At 28.5% G+C, this 24,465-nt stretch carries 24 protein-coding genes; 21 read left to right on the top strand and 3 right to left on the bottom strand.

The features are described from left to right. The first annotated feature begins 74 nt into the window (after positions 1 to 74). The 10 genes from ACRCYC_RS11475 (at position 75) to ACRCYC_RS11430 (ending at position 8,838) form a co-directional block, all read left to right on the top strand. Complete coding sequence (locus ACRCYC_RS11475) at positions 75 to 701, top strand: HDIG domain-containing metalloprotein (RefSeq protein ID WP_438619276.1); 627 nt, start codon at positions 75 to 77, stop codon at positions 699 to 701. After that, complete coding sequence (locus tag ACRCYC_RS11470; RefSeq protein WP_438619275.1) at positions 702 to 2,057, top strand: hypothetical protein; 1,356 nt, start codon at positions 702 to 704, stop codon at positions 2,055 to 2,057. Between the two features lie 19 nt (positions 2,058 to 2,076). Beyond that, entirely contained in the window at positions 2,077 to 2,778 is a 702-nt protein-coding gene (gene walR / locus ACRCYC_RS11465; RefSeq protein WP_438619274.1) for a cell wall metabolism DNA-binding response regulator WalR, read from the top strand. After that, on the top strand, positions 2,778 to 4,199 hold the full coding sequence (locus tag ACRCYC_RS11460) for a sensor histidine kinase (RefSeq protein ID WP_438619273.1): 1,422 nt from the start codon (positions 2,778 to 2,780) through the stop codon (positions 4,197 to 4,199). Before walR ends, ACRCYC_RS11460 begins: the two co-directional genes overlap by 1 nt. Positions 4,200 to 4,212: 13 nt before the next feature. Continuing rightward, complete coding sequence (gene truA, locus ACRCYC_RS11455; RefSeq protein ID WP_438619272.1) at positions 4,213 to 4,950, top strand: tRNA pseudouridine(38-40) synthase TruA; 738 nt, start codon at positions 4,213 to 4,215, stop codon at positions 4,948 to 4,950. A gap of 47 nt (positions 4,951 to 4,997) precedes the next feature. Next, positions 4,998 to 5,306 carry a GIY-YIG nuclease family protein gene (locus tag ACRCYC_RS11450; protein ID WP_438619271.1) on the top strand — a complete coding sequence of 103 codons (309 nt, stop codon included), beginning with the start codon at positions 4,998 to 5,000 and terminating at the stop codon, positions 5,304 to 5,306. Position 5,307: 1 nt separating this feature from the next. Then, the gene (locus ACRCYC_RS11445) at positions 5,308 to 6,291 is read left to right on the top strand and encodes a Gfo/Idh/MocA family protein (protein ID WP_438619270.1); all 984 of its coding nucleotides are present in this window, start codon (positions 5,308 to 5,310) and stop codon (positions 6,289 to 6,291) included. 128 nt (positions 6,292 to 6,419) lie between these two features. Beyond that, positions 6,420 to 7,769, top strand: a complete 1,350-nt coding sequence (locus tag ACRCYC_RS11440; RefSeq protein ID WP_438619269.1) for a 6-phospho-beta-glucosidase — start codon at positions 6,420 to 6,422, stop codon at positions 7,767 to 7,769. After that, positions 7,762 to 8,493, top strand: coding sequence for a carbohydrate deacetylase (locus tag ACRCYC_RS11435; protein WP_438619268.1), 732 nt, complete (start codon positions 7,762 to 7,764; stop codon positions 8,491 to 8,493). Before ACRCYC_RS11440 ends, ACRCYC_RS11435 begins: the two co-directional genes overlap by 8 nt. A 21-nt stretch (positions 8,494 to 8,514) precedes the next feature. Beyond that, complete coding sequence (locus ACRCYC_RS11430) at positions 8,515 to 8,838, top strand: PTS lactose/cellobiose transporter subunit IIA (RefSeq protein ID WP_438619267.1); 324 nt, start codon at positions 8,515 to 8,517, stop codon at positions 8,836 to 8,838. A 38-nt stretch (positions 8,839 to 8,876) separates the two neighbouring features. Here ACRCYC_RS11430 and ACRCYC_RS11425 read toward each other — a convergent pair whose 3' ends face one another. After that, positions 8,877 to 9,803, bottom strand: a complete 927-nt coding sequence (locus tag ACRCYC_RS11425) for a hypothetical protein (protein ID WP_438619266.1) — start codon at positions 9,801 to 9,803, stop codon at positions 8,877 to 8,879. A 357-nt stretch (positions 9,804 to 10,160) separates the two neighbouring features. On the opposite strand from ACRCYC_RS11425, the gene ACRCYC_RS11420 reads away from it, so the two are divergent. From ACRCYC_RS11420 to ACRCYC_RS11380, 9 genes are all read left to right on the top strand, one after another. Beyond that, positions 10,161 to 10,481, top strand: a complete 321-nt coding sequence (locus ACRCYC_RS11420; protein ID WP_438619265.1) for a PTS lactose/cellobiose transporter subunit IIA — start codon at positions 10,161 to 10,163, stop codon at positions 10,479 to 10,481. A gap of 45 nt (positions 10,482 to 10,526) precedes the next feature. After that, complete coding sequence (locus ACRCYC_RS11415) at positions 10,527 to 10,853, top strand: PTS sugar transporter subunit IIB (RefSeq protein WP_438619264.1); 327 nt, start codon at positions 10,527 to 10,529, stop codon at positions 10,851 to 10,853. A gap of 136 nt (positions 10,854 to 10,989) precedes the next feature. Continuing rightward, positions 10,990 to 12,333, top strand: coding sequence for a PTS cellobiose transporter subunit IIC (celB, locus tag ACRCYC_RS11410; protein ID WP_438619263.1), 1,344 nt, complete (start codon positions 10,990 to 10,992; stop codon positions 12,331 to 12,333). Between the two features lie 9 nt (positions 12,334 to 12,342). After that, positions 12,343 to 12,876: a GrdB-related putative oxidoreductase gene (locus ACRCYC_RS11405; protein WP_438619262.1), complete on the top strand. Its 534-nt coding sequence runs from the start codon at positions 12,343 to 12,345 to the stop codon at positions 12,874 to 12,876. Positions 12,877 to 12,932: 56 nt separating this feature from the next. Then, on the top strand, positions 12,933 to 13,883 hold the full coding sequence (locus ACRCYC_RS11400) for a N(4)-(beta-N-acetylglucosaminyl)-L-asparaginase (protein WP_438619261.1): 951 nt from the start codon (positions 12,933 to 12,935) through the stop codon (positions 13,881 to 13,883). Positions 13,884 to 13,903: 20 nt separating this feature from the next. Continuing rightward, complete coding sequence (gene pepV / locus ACRCYC_RS11395; RefSeq protein WP_438619260.1) at positions 13,904 to 15,322, top strand: dipeptidase PepV; 1,419 nt, start codon at positions 13,904 to 13,906, stop codon at positions 15,320 to 15,322. Then, positions 15,316 to 15,990 carry a copper homeostasis protein CutC gene (locus tag ACRCYC_RS11390; RefSeq protein WP_438619259.1) on the top strand — a complete coding sequence of 225 codons (675 nt, stop codon included), beginning with the start codon at positions 15,316 to 15,318 and terminating at the stop codon, positions 15,988 to 15,990. Before pepV ends, ACRCYC_RS11390 begins: the two co-directional genes overlap by 7 nt. 163 nt (positions 15,991 to 16,153) lie before the next feature. Beyond that, positions 16,154 to 18,214 carry an SH3 domain-containing protein gene (locus tag ACRCYC_RS11385; protein ID WP_438619258.1) on the top strand — a complete coding sequence of 687 codons (2,061 nt, stop codon included), beginning with the start codon at positions 16,154 to 16,156 and terminating at the stop codon, positions 18,212 to 18,214. 126 nt (positions 18,215 to 18,340) lie between these two features. Further along, positions 18,341 to 19,306, top strand: coding sequence for an ornithine cyclodeaminase family protein (locus ACRCYC_RS11380; protein ID WP_438619257.1), 966 nt, complete (start codon positions 18,341 to 18,343; stop codon positions 19,304 to 19,306). Between the two features lie 44 nt (positions 19,307 to 19,350). Here the strand turns inward: ACRCYC_RS11380 and ACRCYC_RS11375 are convergent, their stop codons facing one another. Next, positions 19,351 to 20,235, bottom strand: a complete 885-nt coding sequence (locus ACRCYC_RS11375; protein ID WP_438619256.1) for an AraC family transcriptional regulator — start codon at positions 20,233 to 20,235, stop codon at positions 19,351 to 19,353. Between the two features lie 204 nt (positions 20,236 to 20,439). On the opposite strand from ACRCYC_RS11375, the gene ACRCYC_RS11370 reads away from it, so the two are divergent. Both ACRCYC_RS11370 and ACRCYC_RS11365 read left to right on the top strand, forming a co-directional pair. Then, positions 20,440 to 21,687 (top strand): dicarboxylate/amino acid:cation symporter, encoded by a 1,248-nt coding sequence (locus ACRCYC_RS11370; protein ID WP_438619255.1) that lies wholly within the window; start codon positions 20,440 to 20,442, stop codon positions 21,685 to 21,687. Positions 21,688 to 21,795: 108 nt separating this feature from the next. After that, positions 21,796 to 22,956, top strand: a complete 1,161-nt coding sequence (locus ACRCYC_RS11365) for an MFS transporter (RefSeq protein ID WP_438619254.1) — start codon at positions 21,796 to 21,798, stop codon at positions 22,954 to 22,956. Between the two features lie 5 nt (positions 22,957 to 22,961). Here ACRCYC_RS11365 and nhaC read toward each other — a convergent pair whose 3' ends face one another. Further along, entirely contained in the window at positions 22,962 to 24,359 is a 1,398-nt protein-coding gene (gene nhaC, locus ACRCYC_RS11360; protein ID WP_438619253.1) for a Na+/H+ antiporter NhaC, read from the bottom strand. Positions 24,360 to 24,465: the final 106 nt, after the last annotated feature.

The following is a 24,465-nucleotide window of genomic DNA, read 5'->3' as shown; positions in this document are numbered from 1 at the left end:
TTAAGCAAGAACTTAGTTAAAACTAAGTTCTTGCTTAAAAAATATTAAATTTTATAACTCAAGGAGCGAATTAAATGGACAATGAATTAATCTTTAAAGAAATCAGTAATCATTTAATTAATGATAAAAAACCATCTATATATGTAAAAAATTTGATTTTAGAAAAGCATTATAATATAGATCTTATAAAATACTTATCTGAACTTGAACATATCGAACAAAATATCAAATATCATCCAGAGGGAAATGTTTTGAATCATGTTTTAATGGTAATTGATAATGCTTCTAAATTAAAACAATATTCAAGTGATAGACTTGCATTTATGTGGGGCGCATTACTTCATGATATAGGTAAAATTACAACTACGAAAGTTAGAAAAGGAAGAATAACTTCTTATAATCATGATATTGAGGGTGAAAAAATTTCCAAAATAATATTGGACAAGTTAACAGATAATGAAAAATTAAAATATACTGTATCTAAATTGGTTAGATATCATATGCAGCCATTATTTTTTGATAAAAACCTGCCATTTTTCACGTATGAAGATATGATGAAAGATATAGATTATAAAGAAGTGGCTCTTTTATCTACTGCAGATAGACTAGGTAGAGGAAATGTTACTGAGGATATAGAAAAAAAGGAACTAGAAAATATAGAAAAGTTCAAGGCATATTTAAAAACTAGAGAGGACAAATAAATGAAGTTATTTAAATTAATTGTATTAGTATTGTGTACTGGTTTTTTAAATGTTGGATGTACCAGTACAGAGTCGCCAGAACAGTTAATAAAAAAACCTATATACAATGAAGAAGAATCAAATGCATATTTAAAAATAAATGAAGTTTTAGATAAAGGATCAATTATTACATTTCCTAAAAACTCATCTGAAGTTGCATCTATAAATGATGTTGATTTAGATAATAACAATATAGATGAAACCATAGTCTTTGAGAAGCAAGAAGATTTAGATGAAGGTAGTAGTAAGGTTGGTTTCTCTATCCTAAATGATAGTAAAAATGGTAGTTACTCAGTAGAGGATAACTATTTTGTAGACGGAGATAGTATTGAGTATGCCAATTTTTACGACTTAGATAATGATGGATATAAAGAGATAATATTATTAACTAAAAAAGATGATAAAGCAACTATGGAAATATGTAAGTTTAAAGATAATAAAATAACTAGGCTAACTAAATTTAATCCAAGTTGGATTGAAAATCAAGATGAATTTACTGAAATGAAAGTAATAGTAGAAAATTTAGATAATGATGGTAAATTAGATATAATAATAGCTAATTTCAATCCTAAAACACATGTAATGGCAGTTAGCCTAACGTACTTTGATCAATATATAAGATTAAAAGATGTTGATTTATTTAATGATGTTAAAAGCTTAGAGAGTGTATATATAAATGTTAAAAAAGTTAGAAAAGATAGTAAAGGAATAGTAGTAGATACAAAATCATTTACAGGTAATGATTTTTATACTACTCAAATATTATATTTAGAAAATGGAAAGCTTGAAAAAGCTTTTGATGAAAATAATATAATTACAAAAAAACCATATTATATACCAGTTCAAGATATTAATAACGATGGAATAGCTGAAATACCTATAATAAATAGTAATTCAAAATATAGTTATAAAACTTCCGCTAACGTTAGTTGGCATATTTGGAATGGAAAAACTAAAGAACATTCAAATACGGTATTTGTAAGTCAAATATATTATAATTATAAAAGTAACTTTAAATTAAGTTTGCCTAATAATTTAGCAAATCAAGTATATGTAGAAGAAAATTACAAGGATAATAAATCAGAATTTTTCTATTATGATTTACATCATACAGAACCGGTGAAATTATTTACAATAAGTAAAATTTCTAAGAATAAACTAGATGAAAGTAAAAGTCCAACAACAAATAATGGAGGGTTTATTATATTAGAAAATGATTCAGAATCATTTATATTACAGGTAAATAGTCCTAAAGTTTTTAAGGATTTGAATATATCTGAGGAAGCTATAAAAGAAAACTTCTCAGTTATTTATTAGTCTGGAGGGAGGCAATATTATGAATGAAAAAATATTAGTTTTAGAAGATGAAATTGGAATAAGAAGTTTTGTAAGTATAAACTTAAAAAGAGAAGGATATGAAGTTATAGAAGCAGGGACGGGACAAGAAGCAATAGATAAAATGGGAAGTGAAAAAAATATTTCTATAGCTTTATTAGATGTAATGTTACCTGATATGAGTGGGATAGAAGTATGCAAATATATCAGAACTAATTTTGATGCAGTAGGAATAGTAATGCTTACAGCCAAATCTCAAGAGGAAGATAAGATAGAAGGATTTATATCTGGAGCAGATGACTATATAGTTAAACCTTTTAGTATAAAAGAATTACTTATGAGAGTTAGTGCACTTTCAAGAAGAATAAATAGAGAAGCAAATAGTAAAAATAAGAGTGTTATAGAAAGTGGACCGTTTATCTTAGATTTAGAAAAAAGAAAATTATTTAAATCTAATAATGAAATAGAATTAACTCCAACTGAATTTTCTATAGTTAAGTTTTTAATAACTAATGAAAAACAATCTTTAAGTAGAGACCAAATACTTGATGAGGTGTGGGGAACTAACTATTTATACGATTTTAAAATAGTAGATGTAAATATAAGAAGAATAAGAAATAAGATAGAGGATGATCCATCAAAACCTAAGTTTATACAAACTGTTTGGGGATATGGTTACTGTTGGAGAAAGGAAAATGAGTAGTGATACACTTTGAAGGGCTTAGAAAAAAGATAATAAAAAATTATTTTATAATAATAATAATTACAGTAACTTTATTTGAAGGTCTATTTATATTTTATGCTCAAAACTATTACTATGACTCTGTAAGACAAACTCTGAAACATCAAGCTAGTAGTACTCAAAACATATACAGTGGATATATGGGTGATCGTTCTTTTGAGCAAAAAATAAATAATATTTTAGAAAAAAAGGATATAGATACGAATACACAATTAGGAGTAGAAATAATTAATACAGATAAAAATATAATAATAGATCAGTATGGATTTAGAAGTAATGAAAAAGCTCATTATGAAGATGTAGATCAAGCATTAAAAGATATTGTCACAACTAGTACATATAAAAATGCAAATACAGGTGAACATGTAATGAGTATATCTGTTCCGTTAAAGTTAAATAATCAGATAGAAGGTGTAGTAAGATATACTGTTTCATTAAAAGAAATAGATAAAACTATATTTAAGATAGTTTTAGGTCTTATTTTAGCAGGTATATTTATATTATTAATAGCTATATCTATAAGTTTAAAATTTGCATATACTTTAATTGATCCATTAAGTGAACTTAAGAAATTTGCAAATGAGTTAGCCCATGGAAACTATAATATAAAATTGAAACCAAGAACTATAATAGATGATGAAATAGGTGAACTAGCAGAAACTTTTGAACATATGGCTAGAGAAATTGACAAAAGTGAGAAATTGAAAGAAGAATTTATATCTTCGGTGTCACATGAACTTAGAACTCCATTAACTTCTATAAAGGGATGGAGCGAAACTCTGGGTTATGAAGGTATAGGAAAAGAAGAATTAGATTTAGGGCTAGGTATAATCCAAGATGAAACTGAGAGATTGATAAAACTTGTTGAAGAACTTTTAGATTTTTCTAGATTATCTTCAGATAGAATAAAACTACAAATTGATATGGTTGATACTGCATCTTTAGCTATAGGGGTTATAAATCAACTTAAGGTAAAAGCAAATGAACAAAATATACATTTAAGTTGTGAGTTAGATATAGATGCAATCCAAATGATACAAGGTGATAAAAATAGATTAAGACAAGTTCTTATAAATTTAGTTCAGAACTCATTGAAATTTACAGAAGCACAAGGCTATATAAAAGTTATAGTAACTCAAGATGTAGAATATACTACTATAAAAGTTATAGATAATGGAGAAGGAATAGAAGAACACAATTTAGAAAAGGTATTAGATAAATTCTTCCAAGAAAATTATAATAAGGCAGGAAGTGGATTAGGACTTGCTATAAGTAATGAGATTGTAAAGCTTCATGGAGGACAAATGAATATACAAAGTAAAAAAGGTGAAGGTACATGTATTACATTCACACTTAAAAATATACTAATAGAATCAGTATAGAAAGAGGAATAAAGTGAGAAATATTAAAATAGTTGTAGAGTATGATGGTTCAAGATATAAAGGATTTCAAAGATTGCAAGATAATGAAAACACTATACAAGGAAAAATAGAATCAGTTCTTAGTAAAATGGCAGATGAAAATATAGAAATAGTTGGTTCTGGAAGAACTGATATGGGAGTTCATGCATATAATCAAGTTGCTAATTTTAAAACAAGTTCAAACTTATCAGTACAAAAAATGAATGATTATTTATATAAGTACTTACCGGAAGATATAGTTGTTAAAGAAGTTAAAGAAGTTGATGATAGATTCCATGCTAGATACAATGCTAAACAAAAGGTATACTTATATAAAATAAGCAATACAAAGCATCATGATGTATTTTTAAGAAAATACAGTACGCATATAGAAAAACCACTAGATATAGAGTTAATGAAAAAAGCAAGTGATTATTTAATAGGAGAACATGACTTTACTAGTTTTGCATCTTCAAAATCAAAGAAAAAATCAAATGTACGTGATATACATAGTATAACTATTAATAAAAATAAAGATATAATAGATATTTATGTAGAAGGTAATGGTTTTTTATATAACATGGTTAGAATAATAGTTGGAGCACTTATGGATGTAGGATTACACAAAAAAACTCCAGAAGATATAAAAACAATGTTAGAAGTAAAAGATAGAAGTAAAGCATCAGATACGGCACCAGCAAAAGGATTATATTTATATTCTGTTAAATATTAAATTTTAGACAGCTTTTTAGCTGTCTAATTTATTTTTTGGAGGTTTAAATGTACTATACATATATAATAACTTGTAAAGATAATACATATTATATAGGATATACTAGCGATATAAAAAGAAGAATGAAAGAACATGAAACTGGTATAAATTGTAAATATACTAGAGCTAAAGGTTTTAAAAACTTAGAAATATACTGGATTAGCAAAAGTAAAAGTGAGGCTATGAAGTTAGAATGTTTTTTAAAAAAATTAACTAGATTAAATAAAAATAAAATTATACAAAATCCTAATATTTTATATGAAAAATATAATAGAAATAAAAATGATTATATTTTAGGGGAAACAATGGAGGTATAACATGAAGTTAGGCTTAATAGGTACTGGGTGGATTGTTAGTGATTTTATAAAATCAATGAGAGAAATTAAAGGTGTAGAAATTTACGCGGTATACTCTAGAACAAGTGAGAAAGGTAAAAATTTTGCTAGAGAAAATAATGTGAAACATGTATATACAAATTATGAAGAAATGTTAGAACATATAGATTTGATATATATAGCTTCTCCAAATTCTTTACATTTTAAATATGCAGAAATTGCATTGAAGAGTAGAGTACATACTATATGTGAAAAGCCAATAACTTCTAATTTAAATGAACTGACTAAACTTATAGAATTATCTAGAATGACAAACACTGCACTTATGGAAGCTATTATTCCTATAAGTATGCCAAGTTATAAATCTATAAAAGAAAATTTATGTAAAATAGGTGAAATAAGAAATGTTATATTTAGTTTTTGCCAGTATTCTTCAAAATATGATTTATATTTAAATGGAGAAACTCCAAATATATTTAACCCTAAGTTTTCGACGGGTGCACTTATGGATATTGGTATATACTGTGTGTATCCAGCGATTGACTTATTTGGAATTCCACAAAATATAAAAAGTAGTGCTACTTATTTAAAAAACGAAGTAGATGGAAGTGGAGTTTCAATTTTAAGCTATGAAAATTTTAATGTTACTATTGTGTATTCTAAAATTCATAATTCACATATTAAAAGTGAAATAATGGGAGAAGAAGGTAGCATAGTTATAGATTATATATCAAAGCCAAATAAAGTAGAATTATATAAAAATAATGGAGATAGAGAAATTTTATTTGATTCTAATAATAAATTGAATATGTATTATGAAAGTAAGGAGTTCATAAATACTGTGAAAAATAAAAAAATAGAGTCTGAAATAAATTCGCATGAACTATCTATAAATGTCATGAAAACACTAGATGCTATAAGGAAAAAACTTAATATTGAATTTGATGCAGATAAAACAGAAAAATAAATGAAATATAAAATAAAATTTAAAATATATATTGATTTTTGTATCGAAAAATGATATTTTTAGTATGTAAACGTTTTACCTGAGTTTGGGGAGAAGGGGGAAGGTGTATCTTTGCACCTATGGATATAATGAAAAAAGGATTAAAGATAGTTACAATTGGTGGAGGATCTAGCTATACACCGGAGCTTGTTGAAGGGTTTATAAAAAGACATAGTGAATTACCTGTAAAGGAATTATGGCTAGTTGATATTGAAGAGGGAAAAGAAAAATTAGATATAGTTGGAAAATTAGCAAAAAGAATGGTTCAAAAATATGGGATAGATATGAAGATACATACTACTTTGAATAGAAGAGAAGCTTTAGTTGATGCAGATTTTGTAACAACTCAGTTAAGAGTAGGATTATTAGATGCTAGAATAAAGGATGAAAGAATACCTTTATCACATGGTATTATAGGGCAAGAAACTAATGGGCCTGGGGGATTTTTTAAAGCATTAAGAACGGTTCCAGTTATACTGGATATAATAAAAGATATAGAAGAACTTTGTCCAAATGCTTGGCTTATAAATTTTACAAATCCAGCAGGTATAATAACTGAAATGGTATTTACTCATACTAATTTCAAAAGATTTGTGGGGCTTTGCAATGTACCTATAGGTGTAAAAGCAGGAGTTGCAGAAGCTTTACAGGTTGATAAAGATGATTTAGATGTTACTTTTGCTGGACTAAATCACATGGTATATGGAATAAAAGTTTGTTTAAATGGATTAGATATAACAAATGAAGCAATAGGAAAATTTGCAAATTCAGAAATGAGTATGAAAAATATAAAATCTACATCTCCTTTTAATCCAAGATTTATAAAATCACTAGGAGCTATTCCTTGTCCATATCATAGATACTATTATAAAACTAAAGATATGTTACAACATGAGTTAAGTGAATTTGAAAAAGGGCAGACTCGAGCAGAAGTGGTAAAGGCTTTAGAAAATGATTTATTTGAAATATATAAAGATGAAAATTTAGATATAAAACCACCACAATTAGAAAAAAGAGGTGGAGCATATTATAGTGATGCAGCTTGCAACTTAATAAATTCTATGTATAATGATAAAAAAGATATTCAGGTTGTAAATACTCTAAATAAAGGTGCTATAAAAAATATTGGTTATTATCATGCAGTGGAAGTTAGTTCTCTTATAACTAAAGATGGGCCGATGCCTTTAACTATAGGAGAAATGCCAATAGGAACAGTCGGGCTTTTAAATCAAATAAAGTCATTTGAAATATTAACAGCTAAAGCTGCTGTTTTAGGAGATTATGATACATCTATACAAGCACTTTCTATAAATCCTCTTGTTACTAGTGATGAATTAGCAGAAACTATTATGAATGAAATGCTAGTAGCTCATGAAGATTATTTACCTCAATTTAAAGAGAAAATAGAAGAATTAAAGGTAGGTGAACTTAATGACTAAATTAATAATAAATGCAGATGACTTTGGATATTGCGAGGCTGTAAATTTAGGTATAATATCTGCGCATCAAAATGGGATTGTAAATTCTTGTACAATAATGACTGGTATGCCTGGGTTTGAACAAGCGTTAGAGCTTTTGAAAAAAAATGAAAACCTTGGATGTGGAGTACATATGACTTTAAGTTGCTATAAACCTGTTTTAAATACACATAAAACTTTAGTAGATGAAAATGGATATTTCTTTAGAAGGATTAATGAAGAAAAAGCTAAAGAAATTGATTTAGATGAGTTATATGAAGAATTTTGTGCTCAAATAGATAAAGCTATAAATTCAGGCATAAAAATAACTCACTTAGATAGCCATCATCATGTGCATACATTGATAGAATTTAAACCCGTAATAGAAAAAATATTGAAAAAATATGATTTACCTATAAGAGGTGGATTTGAATATAGTCTTGAATACGATAAAATAGTTCCCATGATAGGCAGCTTTTATAGTAGTAATGTAGAAGCTGACTATTTTAAAAAAAATATAAAAAAAATAAAAGAATATGAGATTGTTGATATTATGAGTCATCCAGCTTTTGTAGATGCATTTTTATCAAAATCTACTTCATATTCAATAGAAAGAACATTAGAACATGAAATATTAACTTCAAATGAGCTAAAAAAGTTTCTTGAAGATAATAATATAACAACAACTAATTATAGGAATATATAGGGGAAGGCAAGGTAATGAAATATGAATGAAAGAATATTTGAAATATCATTTGGAATAATAGGACATGCAGGAGATGCTAAAAGCAGTGCACATGAAGCTTTAGCTGAAGCTAAAGAAGGAAATTTTGAAAAAGCTAGAGAATTATTAAAAGAAGCTGGTGAAACTTTAAATAAGGCGCATAGATTTCAAACAGAGTTAATACAAGCTGAAGCTAGTGGAGAAAAGACAGAAATGGGTGTTGTTTTAGTACACTCTCAAGATCATCTGATGACTACCATGAATTTTTTACAATTAGCTAAAGAGTTTGTAGATATGTATGAATTTATATATAGTAAATTAGGGTAATAAATAAAAATAAGAGCGCTTATTAAGCGCTCTTATTTTTATTTATTATAAGGTTTTTTTTTACTTGGAGAAATTGCCTTTTTTTTCTCAGGAGCATAAGGTACAGGCTTTACTTTACTAGGAGCTTCTCCAGTTGTACCTTTTTCACCGGGTACACCAGCTTCTCCCTTAGGACCCTGAGAGCCGGTTGAACCAGTGTCCCCCTTAGGGCCTTTTTCACCGGTTGCACCAGCTTCCCCCTTAGGACCCTGAGATCCGATTGAACCAGTGTCCCCCTTAGGACCTTGAGGGCCAGCTGAGCCAGTATCACCTTTAGGACCTTGAGAACCAGCTGAACCAGTATCACCTTTAGGACCTTGAGGACCAGCTGAACCAGTATCACCTTTAGGACCTTGAGGACCAGCTAAACCAGTATCACCTTTAGGACCTTGAGGACCAGCTAAACCAGTGTCCCCCTTAGGACCTTGAGGACCAGCTAAGCCAGTGTCCCCCTTAGGACCTTGAGGACCAGCTAAGCCAGTATCACCCTTAGGACCTTGAGGACCAACTGTTCCAGTGTCCCCCTTAGGACCTTGAGGACCCATTGTACCTTTTCCAGGTAAAGTTAAAATTTCTGATATATTTATATTACATAATGGATTAACATAAACTTCTTTACCAAAGTCAACATAATCGATAGCTGATAATTTTATAAATATAGGGCCTTTTCCAGAAGATGTTGTTCCACATACACTACAAGGTGTTAATTTACAAATTTTAATTCTTAATATGCAATCACTGCAAGATAACTTAAATCCAACTACTTTACCGATGCAGTTTTTTAAATTATTGTATAAATCTAATTCACATGGATAATAGAAAAACATAGGATTATTAGAATTATTTTCTTTATAATCATCGCAATAATAGTATTTTGATTCATATTTAGGGGTTTTATAATTGTTGTAGTCACAGTTTTTATGCATTTTAAACACTCCATATAAGTTATTTAATAGGCGTACCCTATCATTATACATATATGCAATTTATTTAATATTTGAAACTACTTTAAAAAATATGTACAGGCATAAGTAAATAAATATAAACATAATTATAAAATAAGCTATAATATAGATATAACCCTAGGAACTAATGTAAATAAAAGTCGCATAACCCTTGAAAAAATAATAAAAAGTAAAGTAAAACATAAAATTAAAGTAAATTGTAAAAATATTTAAAAAAAATAAAAAATACTATTTCCTTTTTTTAAAATATATTGTAAAATATAGTTAAAGAAAACGTTAACAAATATTTTAAAAGACCTTAAGTAAGGCGGTGAAAATATGAACTATCAAGAAAAAATACTAAAGGTTATAATACATGCTGGAAATGCTAAGTCACATATATATGAAGCTCTTCATTATGCAAAGAAAAATGATTTTAAAAAGAGTGATGAATATATGGAAAATGCAAATGAAGAAATATTAGAGGCTCAAAAAATACAGACTTGCTTAATTAATAAAGATTCAGATGGCAAAAATGTAGAAATAAGTATGCTTTTAATACATTCTCAAGATCATTTAATGACTTGTTTAAGTGAAAGAAATTTAGTGAAAGAAATTATAGACTTGAGAAAAGAAATAGGATTAAAAAATAGTAAGTAAGATTTAATATTAAAATATATATAAGGTTTTTAGGAGGTAATTAGAATGAATAAAAAAATATACTTATTTTGTAGTGCAGGTATGTCAACGAGCTTATTAGCGAGTAAAATGCAAAATGTTGCAAAGCAACATAACTTACCAATAGAAGTAGAAGCATTTCCATACTCAGAGATAGATAAAATAGTAGAACAGAGAAATCCAGATTGTATATTACTTGGGCCACAAGTCAAATTTATGTTAAAAGAGGTTCAAGGAAAATTTGATGAAAAAATTCCAGTAGATGTTATAAATAGTATGGATTATGGTTCTATGAATGGGGAAAAGGTTTTAAAAACAGCTATAAAAATGATAAAAGCTCGTCAAACTAAATAGTAAATTATAAAACTATATAATCAAGGGGATATGAGGGTTAAAATCAAAGTTGATATTAGAGAAGCTAATTTAAATTAATTATAATTGTCAATTAGCTTCTTTTATATAAAATTACATATTACATTAGGGGGTAAACATGAATAAGTTTATGTCAACTTTAGAAAAGGTGCTTATGCCGATGGCTGAAAAGATCGGTAAAAATAAGTATCTAGTAGCAATAAGAGATGGATTCTTGGTATCATCACCACTATTAATAGTAGGATCTTTCTTCTTATTAATATCGAATTTCCCGATACCGGGATGGAATGAGTTTTGGGCTCAATTTTTTGGGGAAAACTGGGCTAGTGGATTAGGACATGTAACAAAGTCTACATTTGACGTAATGACTATTCTTGCAATCATAGGGATAGCGTTTTCATACGCTAAACAAATTAAAGCAGATGCTATACAAGCTGCTGCAGTTGCATTAGTTGCATTTTTCATAATAACACCATTTACAATACCATATACACCAGAAGGTATGGATGTTGTATATGAAGTAGGCGGGATACCTCTAGGATGGATGGGATCTAAAGGTATGTTTGTTGGTATGATAACTTCTTTCGTATCAGTTGCAATATTCCAATGGGTTGTTAATAAAGGTTGGACTATAAAAATGCCAGAAGGAGTTCCTCCTACTGTTGCCAAGTCTTTTGCTGCATTAATACCAAGTGCTATAATTATGATAATATTCTTTTTAATAAAAACTGGGTTCGAATTAACTCCATACGGAAACATTCATGAATTTATCTACCAGTTCTTACAAATGCCATTATTAAAATTAGGAAATACATTAACAGCTACAGTAATATCTTATATATTCTTGCATTTATTCTGGTTCTTTGGAATAAATGGATCAAGTGTTGTTGGAGCAGTTTATAATCCAATATTAAAATTATTATCAGCTGAAAATTTAGAAGCTTTCCAAGCTGGACAAGAGTTACCAAATATAATAACAGGACAATTCCAAGATATGTTTGCTACATTTGGAGGTGGAGGAAGTACACTTTCTTTATTAATAGTAATGTTACTTGTATGTAGAAGTAGACGTATAAGAGAATTAGGGAAGTTATCTTTATTACCAGGTATATTTGGAATAAATGAGCCTGTGATATTTGGATTGCCAATAATGTTAAATCCAATATTATTAATACCATTTATGTTTGTACCAATGTTTAATCAAATAGTAACATACTTCTGTATGGATTCAGGACTAGTACCATTAACTAATGGGGTTCAAATACCTTGGACAACTCCTATTATATTTAGTGGATTCTTAGTAAGTGGATGGCAAGCATCTCTTCTTCAAATTATATTATTAGTAGTAGGATGTTTTATGTACTTACCATTTATAAAAATATTGGACAAGCAATATTTAGCAGAAGAGCAAAATCAAGTTGAAGAGGAAGATGATTTATCATTTGATGATTTAGAATTTTAAATTTAGGGGATGAAAACTTTGACTAAAATAGTAATTATATTAGACCAGATACAAGCTGGAGCAGGTGGTAAGGAAAAAGCTAGTATACCACCAGGAGGAAAAACTACTCCATTAGGGCCAGGAGTTATGATGGAACAATTTTTGAAAGAGTTTGACTCAAAAATTGTAGCAAGTCTTTATTGTGGAGATGAGTATTTTATAAATAACCAAGATGAAGTAACTGCAAAGATGGTCGCTATGGTAAAAAAAATAAATCCAGATGTAGTTGTATGTGGACCTGCATTTAACTATGAAAATTTTGCAAAAATGTCAGCTATATTAGCTAAAAATATAAGCAATAGTACAGATATAAAAGCTTTTGCCGCAATGTCTGTTGAAAATACTGAAATTTTAGATAATTTTAAAAATGAAGTATTAATAGTTAAGACACCTAAAAAGGGTGGTATAGGGCTTAATGATTCATTAAAAAATATTTGCGAAATGGCAAAAAAACTTGCTGAAAATGAAGATATATCTAAATTAAAAGAAAAAATTTGTTTCTAAAAACAAAAAAGCCTTGGGAAACCAAGGCTTTTGTTAAAAATTAGGAGGGTAAAAATATGTGGGGAATAATAGCAACTTGGAGAATGGCTATAGAAGGAATAACAGATGGTTCTGAAAAATTAAAAGAAGGAATAGATGCTGGGGATGCAATAGAGCTTGCAATTAAAAGAGTAGAAGATTATCCGTTTTATAAATCTGTAGGTTATGGAGGTCTTCCAAATGAAAATTGCGAAGTAGAACTTGATGCAGCTTATATGGATGGTAATACATTTTCTATAGGAGCCGTTGCGGGTATAAGAGATTTTGCAAACCCTATATCTATAGCTAGGAAGTTGAGTAATGAAAAAGTAAACTGCTTTTTAGTAGGAACTGGAGCGGAAGCATATGCTCATAAAAATGGATTTGAAAGAAAAAATATGTTAACAGATAGAGCTAAACAACATTACAATAAAAAAAGAAAAGAGACAGTAGACCAAGGGCTAAGTCCTTATGTAGGTCATGATACTGTTGGAATGGTTACATTAGATAATGATGGTAAAATGTGTGCAGCTACTTCTACTAGTGGATTATTTATGAAAAAAAGCGGGAGAGTGGGAGATTCTCCACTATCAGGGTCAGGTTTTTATGTTGACAGTGAAGTAGGTGGAGCGACGGCTACAGGTTTAGGAGAAGACCTTATGAAAGGGTGTATATCTTATGAAATTGTTAGACTTATGAAAGAAGGTTTAACACCTCAAGAAGCTTGTGATAAAGCGGTTAATGAACTGGATGAACAGTTAATAAGAAGAAGAGGAAAAGCTGGTGATTTATCATTAGTTGCAATGAATAACAAAGGTGAATGGGGAGTAGGTACAAATATACCTAATTTTAGTTTTTCAGTAGCAACAAAGGACCATGAACCTACTGTATATGTTAGTAATAGAATAGATGGGAAAAGTATACATGAGGTAGCTTCTGAAGAATGGATGAATGCATATGCTACTAGAATTAAAGCGCCTATAGAATAAATAAGAATTGAGGGGAATTTATGGATATCTTAAATAATCAAATAAATGAATTAAAAGACGACTTGATAAATGATATTATAGATATAGTAAAAATACCTAGTGTTGAGGGAGATCCAGTAGAAGGATTTCCCTTTGGTGAAAATGTTGGAAAGGCATTGGATAAAGCACTAGAAATCTCAAAAAAATTAGGATTTAAAACTAAAAATATAGATGGCTATATGGGATATGCTGAACTTGGAGAAGGTGATGAATATATAGCTGTAGTTGGACATTTAGATGTAGTACCTGAAGGTAATGGATGGAAATATGGACCATATGAAGGAGAAATAGACAATGAAAGGATTTATGGAAGAGGAGTTTTAGATAATAAAGGACCTATAATGAGTGCTTTATATGGCTTGAAAGCTATAGAAAGAACTGATATTAAATTGGATAAAAAAGTTAGAATAATATTTGGAACCAATGAAGAAACAGGATTTAATGATATATCTCATTATTTAAGTAAAGAGAAGCCACCGATAATGGGGTTTACTCCAGATTGTAAATACCCAGTTGTCTACGGGGAAAGAGGTATAGCTAAGCTGAGCATACGAAAAAAAGTAAATATAGATGGTCTTAAAATTTATGGAGATTTTAGATCTAATATGGTACCAGCTAATTGTCATATAGATATACCTAAAGATTATATTCATGAAGATATTATATATTATTTAGAAGAAAAAATTTGTAAAGAAAAGATAAATGAAAAAAATATAAGTATAAATGAAAAAATAAATATAAGAATGAGTAAGCATATAGTAACGATAAGCGCTATTGGTAGCCAAGCTCCAGCTAATGCACCTCAACTTGGAGAAAATGCTATAACTAATATGATAAAATATTTAATAGATGAAAACTTTATAAGAAATGATGAAGTTAATGGATTTATGAAATTTATAAATACTAATTTTTATAATGAATATTATGGTGATAAATTGGGAATAAGTTTTGAAGATGATTTAACTGGGAAATTATATTTAAATCCATATAAATTAATTTGTGATGAAAATCAACTTGTTTTAAATTTTGGAGTTAGATATCCTATGACTTGTAAAATAGAATATATAACAAAAGAAATAGAAAAAAGACTAAATAATGATTTAAGTTTAAGTGTGGAAAAAAACTTTAATCCGGTTAATTTTGATAAAGATTCATATATGGTTAAAAGGCTACAAGCTGCATATGAGAGAGTTACAGGGTTAGATGGAACTCCAACCACTACAAGTGGGGGAACTTATGCTAAGGTTATGCCTAATATAGTTCCATTTGGTCCATCATTTCCTGGGCAAAAAGGAATAGCTCATAATAGTGATGAGTACATGGATATAGATGACATTATATTAAATGCTAAAATATTTGCAAATGCGATTTATGAATTAGCTAAGGAGGAAAAATGTTAGAGATTATTGGAATGAGTGTGGAAGATGCCATAGCTATAGAAAAATGTGGTGCTGATAGAATTGAGCTTGTAAGTGCTTTAACAGAAGGCGGATTAACACCTAGTTTTGGGCTTATACAAGCTGTTGTTAATAAGGTTAATATACCGGTAAATGTTATGATAAGACATCATGCTAAAAGTTTTGTTTATAGTGATGAAGATATAAATATAATGATAAACGATATAGAGAAGGTAAAAGAGATAGGTGCTAATGGGGTAGTATTTGGTATGTTAGATAGTGAAAATAATGTAAGAGAAGATCAATTAATAAAATTATTAGAAGTATCTAAAGGATTAGATGTGACATATCATAGAGCTATAGATGAAACAGATGTAGTTAAAACTATTAAAGTATTAAGTAAATATGACGTAATAACTAATGTATTGACATCAGCAGGTAAAGGTAATATAGCTGAGAATATAGAGAAAATAAAGGAAATGAGAAAAAATGCAGGACATATAAACATTTTATTAGGTGGAGGTTTAAGTTTTGAAAATATAGAAAATATAAAAGCTTCTACTAATAATAATGACTTCCATTTTGGTACAGCTGTAAGGGTAGACAAAAATCCATTTGGGGAAATTGATGAAGATAAACTAAGAAAACTTGTAAATATAATTAAATGGTAAACTCTAATAAAAGATAAGCTCATTATTTTATAATGAGCTTATCTTTTATTAGAATTTATCAATAGGTTGAAATTGTGATAAAATAAAAGTATTAGATGAAATATGTAAAAATATATGCATACGGGATAGTATTAAAAAGATAATGGCAGAGGAGTGTTTAAAAGTGATAAAAAGGCTTAATAAATATAGTAAACATATAGTTGCATTTGGAATGATATCAGCTACAGCTGTAGGAAATATAGTTACAGTAAGTGCTAATGAAAATATAGAGTCAGAGTTTTCATCTGTAATAGATAAATATAATAAGGATGATATTATAGTTGAAGACGGAATATCTTTAAGAAAAGGTGAAAGTTTAACTTTATCAGATAATCCAAATTGGGAAGCTTCTGATGAAGATACTGTCAGCATAAATGAAAATGGAGTAGTTACCCCAATAAATCCGGGTACTGTATTTTTGAGTCAAAAAATAGGAGATAAAGTACATATAATAGAAATTTATGTTCCAAAAGAAAAAATCAATTCATATAGTTTTGCAGCTATACCAAAAGCAAATAGAGATCATTATAAAGTATTTATTGATCCAGGGCATGGAGGTGGAGATAGTGGGGCTGTAGGAAATGGAAATTACGAGGATAATCTTAACTTAGCCGTTGCAAAAAAAGTTCAACAAAATTTAATATCTAAGGGCATAGAAGTTAAGATGAGTAGGACTAGTGATGTGTTTATATCATTAGGAGAGAGAGCTAATATGGCAAATCAATACTCTCCAGATGTATTTCTATCAATACATCAAAATTCATCAGAGGCAACAAGTGCAAGTGGTATAGAAACCTATTATCACACAAATAAAGGTGAGTATCAACCATATGCAAAAGATATCCAAACTAATGCTATAAGCAATACAGGAGCTAGAAATAGAGGAGTTAAAAATTCTAATTTTGCAGTATTAAGAGAAACTAATATGCCATCAGCATTATTTGAAAGTGGATTTATAACCAACCCAAATGAGTCATACAACTTATCAAATAGTAAATATCAAGATAAACTGGCAGCAGGAATATCCAATGGTGTAGAGAAATATTTAAAAGAAAACATAGAAATCAGTGGAGAACCCGTAGATCCAGATGTTCCTAGTAATCCAGATGTTATTAATACTGGAGTAGTAACAGCAAATAGATTAAATGTAAGAAGTGGGTATGGAACAAATCATTCTGTAATAGGGACTTTATTAAGTGGTGATAAGATAGAAATTGTAAATAGCCAAAATGGATGGTATAAGATAAAATACAATGGAGGATATGGATATATATATGGAGATTATATTAAGATAGATGAAAATATAAATCCGGATGAGCCAATAGTTAAAAATACAGGAACAGTAAATGCAACAAGTTTAAATGTAAGAAGTGGATATGGATCAAATAACTCGAAAATAGGAAGTTTAAAAAATGGAGCAAAAGTAGAAATAGTAGAAAGTAAGAACGGATGGCACAAAATAAAATATAATGGAGGATATGGATACGTATCAGGAGATTATATAAAAGTAGATGGATCAGTAAACCCACCGATAAATCCAGATGAGCCAGCAGTTAAAAATACAGGAACAGTAAATGCGACAAGTTTAAATGTAAGAAGTGGGTATGGAGCAAACAACTCTAAAATAGGAAGCTTAAAAAATGGAGCAAAAGTAGAAATAGTAGAAAGTAAGAATGGATGGCATAAAATAAAATATAATGGAGGATATGGATACGTAGCAGGAGATTATATAAAAGTAGATGGATCAGTAAATCCACCAGTGAATCCAGACCAACCGGAAGTTAAAAATACAGGAGTAGTAACAGCGACAAGTTTAAATGTAAGAAGTGGATATGGATCAAATAACTCTAAAATAGGAAATTTAAAAAATGGAGCAAAAGTAGAAATAGTAGAAAGTAAGAACGGATGGCATAAAATAAAATATAACGGAGGATATGGATATGTATCAGGCAATTACATAAACATAGATGGCTCAACGAATCCTCCAGTAACAGCAAATAAAACGGGAACGGTGAATGCAACAAGCTTAAATATAAGAAGTGGGTATGGAATTAAAAATTCAGTAATAGGAAATTTAAAAAATGGAGCGAAAGTAGAAATAGTAGAAAGTAAAAATGGATGGCATAAAATAAAATATAACGGAGGATATGGATACGTATCAGGTGATTATATAAAAGTAGATTAAGGAATAAAAATATACGAGTTAAATTAAATATTTAACTCGTATATTTTTTATTTACTTAATCTTAATATTTAATAGAATAATTAAAAATGTTATAATAATATCAATATATATTAAAAGGAGATTACAATGATATATTTAAATAGTGAAGATATAATAAAATCAATAACATTAGATGAATTTATGGATTCGGTTGAAGAAGCTTACAAAATATACTCAGATAAAGATTTTAACATGCCTGATAGGATACAGGTAGAAAATAAAAATTTAACATCACTATATATGCCATGTTTTATAAATAAAGCATTTGGAACAAAAATACTTACAGTATCACCTGATAATGCAAAAATAAATAAGCCAGTTATAGATGGAGTAATGATTGTTAATGATATAGATACTGGAGAAATACTTTGTATGATGGACGGGAAAATGCTTACAGCAGCAAGGACGGGAGCAGTAGGTGGAGTAGGTATCAGACATACTACAAGACAAGACGTAAATAGTATAGGTTTAATTGGAACAGGGGTACAAGGTTTTTACCAAGTGCTATATGCTTGTAGTGCTAGAAATATAAAAAGCGTATATTTATATAATAGAACAAAAGAAAAAGCTAATAATTTGAAATTAGAATTAGAAAAATACTTAAAAGATGTAAATATAATAGTAGTGGGAAGCTCTTGTGAATTAGTAAAAAACAGTGAAGTAATAATAACTGCTACAACTTCATATCAGCCTGTAATAAACAGTGATAAGGAATCTTTAAAAGGAAAGCATATAATTGCAATTGGTTCATACAAGCCAGATATGAGAGAATTACCAGATGCTTTGTTTGAAGTTGTTGATAAAGTTATAGTAGATACTGACTTTGCGAAAGAAGAAAGTGGAGATTTATGTATCCCTATCATGAAGAATCTTATAAAATCTGAGGATATAGAAAATATGGGAGATTTTTTAAACAGTAATAAAGAATTAGATATTAACACAAAGACTACACTATACAAATCTGTAGGTATGGGATTATTTGACATGGTAGTAGCTAATAAAATCTATGAAAAGGCTATTGAAAAAGGAATAGGGCAGTACATAAAATTATAGTAAATAAGAATAAAAGATGCTTAAATAGTTTATTTAAGCATCTTTTATTCTATATCAAAAGGATTTTTTTCAAATTCACCTATTCTATCGAGATAATGTTTAGGTGAAACTCCATAAGCTTTTTTAAAAGCTCTAACAAAGCTAGAGTAATCTTTAAATCCACATTCAATACATGCATCACTCATAAGATAGCCTTTTTTAATTAAGGATTTAGCATAGATTAGCCTTTTTTGAACTATATAACTATGTAGTGAACTACCGGTTTGAGATTTGAATTTGCGCATAAGATAATATTTACTCATAAAAAATGTATTAGCTATAGTATCTATTGATAAATCTTTATTTAAGTTATCATTTATAAAATTAAATATTTGCTGAATTGTTTCATCATATTCAACATCATCTGATGTACTATCAGTTTTTAAAAATAATCTATTTATAAGTACTAAAAATTGTATAAATAAAGAATTTTTAAGTATAATATGGCCGAAATCATCAGAAGTATCAGCATTTTTAATTTTAAATAATATATTTTTTACATTCTCTAAGTCACATTGATTAAGTCTAAGCAAGTTAGACTTATTTTGTGATGATATATTAAAACAAGTAAATAAATTATCACCATATATATTATGTTTTTCTATATATTCAGGATTAATCCAAATTACTATTCGCTCATAAAATTTATCTGGATTTACAATTGGTTTATGAACTTCAGTATTGCTTATAAATAAAATATCCCAAGGTTTTAATTTATATGATTTACCCTCTACTAAATAATCAACATCTCCAGAAATTAAAATTGTTATTTTATTAAAATCATGATGATGATAATCAAATTTAATATCTTTCATATCTTTTATGTGAAATATTTTAAAATTATCATTTAAGTATCCAATTTTATATATATTTTCTTTATTTATATCCATAAAAAACAACCTTTCATATTTATAATTAATAAATTTTAAATATTTACCATTAAATATACCTCAAATAGACTAAATTGTAATATACTATATATAGTATAGCATTTTTTACAATACTAAAAGCATTTTAAGTAATGTACATTGTAAAAAAATAATATAATGGAACTCATTGTGTCATTAAGAGAGAAAAGCAGAAGGAGAAAACAAATGAAAAATTTTTTTAAAAATTACAAATCATCACTAATATTGCTTGGAGCGATATTATTAGGTGGAATTGTAGGTGTAGTTTTAGGACCTAAGGCTACAGTCTTAAAGCCATTTGGTGATTTATTCTTAAATCTATTATTTATGTCTTTAGTACCACTTGTATTTTTCAGTGTATCATCAGCAATAGCTAACATGAACACTATGAAAAGACTTGGTAAGATAATGGGCAATATAGTTATAGTATTTTTAATAACAGCATTTATAGCGGCGGTAATTGGTATCATAGGAGCGGTAATATTAGATCCAACTAAAGGATTAGATTCAAGTATGTTTACTTCTATAGCAGGAAGTACAGAGATTATAGAAACTGAAAAAGTTAGTTTCTTAGATCAAATAGTAAAAACTATAACAGTAAGTGATTTCAATCTATTATTTTCAAAATCAAATATGTTACAACTTATAGTATTTGCTGTATTATTTGGATTAGCAACTGCAATGGCAGGAGAAAAAGCTAAAGGTATAGCTAAATTTGTTGAAGAAGGATCTGTAGTTATTGGTAATATAATTAAAATAGTAATGTATTATGCTCCAATAGGACTTGGATGCTATTTTGCATCTATTATAGGTGAACTGGGAGCTCAAATACTTTCAGGATATGTAACTGCGTTTTTATTATATTTAGGAATAACAGTTATATATTATTTTGGATTCTATACTTTATATGCATATTTTGCAGGTGGAGTGGATGGAATAAAGATATTTTGGAAAAATGCAGTTGGGCCAACAGTTACAGCAATAGCAACTTGCTCAAGTGCTGCATGTATACCAGTAAATTTAGTTTCAGCTAAAAATATGGGAGTACCAGATGATATAGCAGAAACAGTTATACCATTAGGTGCAAATATTCATAAAGATGGTTCTGTAATAGGTGGAGTATTAAAAATTACATTTTTAATGGGAATATTTGGAATGGATATTACTAATCCTTCTACATTAGTAAGTATAGTCGTTGTATCGTTTTTAGTAGGTGCTGTTGTAGGAGCTATTCCGGGTGGAGGAGTAATAGGAGAGATGCTAATTTTAAGTGTATTTGGATTTTCTCCAGAAATGTTACCTATAGTAACTGTTTTAGGTACAGTTATAGATGCACCAGCAACACTATTAAACTCAGCAGGAAATACTGTATGCGCTATGGTAGTTGCCAGATTAGTTGAAGGTAAAAACTGGTTAGAAGCTAAATCTAATTAGTAAAAAGATCTATATAGAGGTTTATACCTATATATAGGTCTTTTTTAGCATTTATTGATAAAAATATGGTATAATGGAGTGTATTTAACAGATTGAAGGGAGCAAGACATGACAAAATATTACTTATATTATGTACTTATATATGGTGGACTAGGAGCATTCATACCATATATAGTTCCATATTTAGAGGGATCATTAGGCCTATCAGTGGCACAAATAGGAATCATAACATCTATACCATCGATAATAGGTATACTAGTAGTTCCACTATGGGGAATTATAACAGACGTGACTAAAAAAGATAAAAAAATACTTGGAATATGTATAGCTATAAATTGTTTGATAATGGGAATGTACTCTAGTGTTAAGTTATTTCCAGTTTTACTATTAGTAGCTACTTTGGCTGAAGCATTTAGATATGCGATATCACCTTTAGCTGATAATATAACCACTGATTATTGTAAACATAATAATATAAATTATGGAATAATAAGAAGTGGAGGTTCTGTAGGTTTCGCGTTAATAAGCTTTTTAACAGGACAGCTTATAAAAGTAAGTTCAAATTCTAGAATAATATTTTTAGTTTATATAGTTTTATTTGTAGCATCGTTATTAGTACTTCCATTTTTGAATTCTAAAAAGTATGATGAAGTAGAAAAAATGGAAGGTTCTACATTAAAAAAAGATTTAAAAGAATTAATAAAAGATAAATCATATCTATGGCTATTGGCTATAGTTATATGTACTATAAGTATTAGTGAGGTTACCAATGCATATCAAGGTTTATATTTAATAGATCTAGGAGCAAGTCAAGGGGATATTGGAACATTAGTAATTTTTACAGCTTTACCTGAAATATTCTTTATGGCAAAAATTAATAAGTTAGTTTTAAAATATGGATATAAAAAAGTATTTAAAATAGGTATATTAACATTTTTACTTAGATGGGTAACTTGCTTATTTGCAACTTCTCCAACTATGTTTATACTTACAGCGCCACTTACAGCTCTTGCATTTTCAATTATGCTAGTAGCTTATATTGGGTATATAAAAGAAAAATTTTCAAGCGAAATACAAGCAACTGCATTAACTATAACTTCAATGGCTATAGGGATATCATCTGCGGTTATAAAATTACCAGTAGGTCTTGGAATAGATGTATTTGGTCTTGAAATATTATATATACTTTCGATTGTAATAACTATTATAGGATTTATAGTTTGTAGTATGAAAAAAGAAGATTCAAATAAAATAAAAACTATAGGATGATTATCCTATAGTTTTTTATTTTCAGTATTTATTTTAAAAACAAATAATCCTAAATAAGCAAATAAAATAGATATTAACGGATTTAATAAATTAAAAAATGCGAATGGAGCATAAGATAAAGTTGAAACTCCTAAGGTACCACTAATAAATGCTCCAGCAGTTGTCCAAGGTATAAGTCCAGTAGTTAAGGTAGAACCTTCTTCTAAAGACCTGCTTAGCATACGATTTTGAAGACCTAACTCATCATATTTAGATTTATATAACCTTCCGTTTAAGATTATTGAAAGATAAGCTTCTCCCATTATAGTATTACTCAATATACAAGATAATATAGTTATGCTTATTAAGCTTCCTATACGTTTGACTTTTAATAAAAATTTTTCAACCAATACTTTAAGATAACCAACTTCATCTAATATTCCACCAAGAGATAGAGCTATAAATGCTAATGAAAAAGTGGGCATCATACTTTGAATACCACCTCTAAGTATTAACTTATCAACAATATCTATATGAGTAGGGGTTGTATATCCTAAATTTAAAGTTGTGAAGGCATCTTTTAAAGAACTACCTTGAATAGATATTGCTACTATTAAACCGGCTAATATACCTATAGACATAGAAATTATAGCTGGTTTTTTTAATATACTAAGAATTACAACCACTAAAATTGGAATAAGTGTTAAAAAAGATATATTAAATGTGGATTTAAGCGTATTTTGAATTAAGTTAACTTGAGTAAAATCTATATTAGTAGATTTATAATTAAGTCCAATGATAGTATATAAAATTAATGCTAATATGTATGACGGGATAGTTGTATATAACATGGATTCTATATGGTCATAAAGATTAGTATTAGTTGATGCTGCAGCTAAGTTTGTAGTATCAGACATAGGGGATATTTTATCACCGAAAAAAGCTCCAGAAACAATCATGCCTGCAGTAAGTGGTAGTGGAACACCTAAACTTTGCCCTATACCTAAAAGAGCTATTCCAACCGTTGATACTGTACCCCAAGAAGTGCCTGTAGCAAGTGAAGTTAAGCTACATATTAATAGACCTGCTGGTAGAAAAATTCTAGGAGATAATATATTAAGACCATAATATATTAGACTAGGAATAGTACCTGATAATATCCAAATTCCTATATTAGCTCCTATTAGTATAAAAATAAGTAATGCATCATAAGTTCTATGTATACTATTTGCCATACCTGATTTTATATAATCGAAGGAATAACCATTTATCATTGAAAATAAAATTACAAGGAATAATGATATAAGTAATACAATAGTTAAATCAATTTTTAAAACAACAACTCCAACTACCAAACTGAATATTAAAATTATAAAAACAGCTATAGCTTGTACAAGGCTTGCATCTTTAAAATTATCGTTCATAGAATCACCTCTCATTTAAATATATATTCCCAAATAAATAGCAAGGTAATCAAAATTTGATAAATTCAATATTACTAAAAAAATTTCATCAACTAATAAAAAAAGA

Origin of the sequence: Paraclostridium sp., from assembly GCF_051657365.1 — a bacterium.
Taxonomy (GTDB): Bacteria; Bacillota; Clostridia; order Peptostreptococcales; family Peptostreptococcaceae; genus Paraclostridium.
Note: the sequence above shows the minus strand (reverse complement) of the source record. Positions and strands in the feature narration are given on the sequence as shown.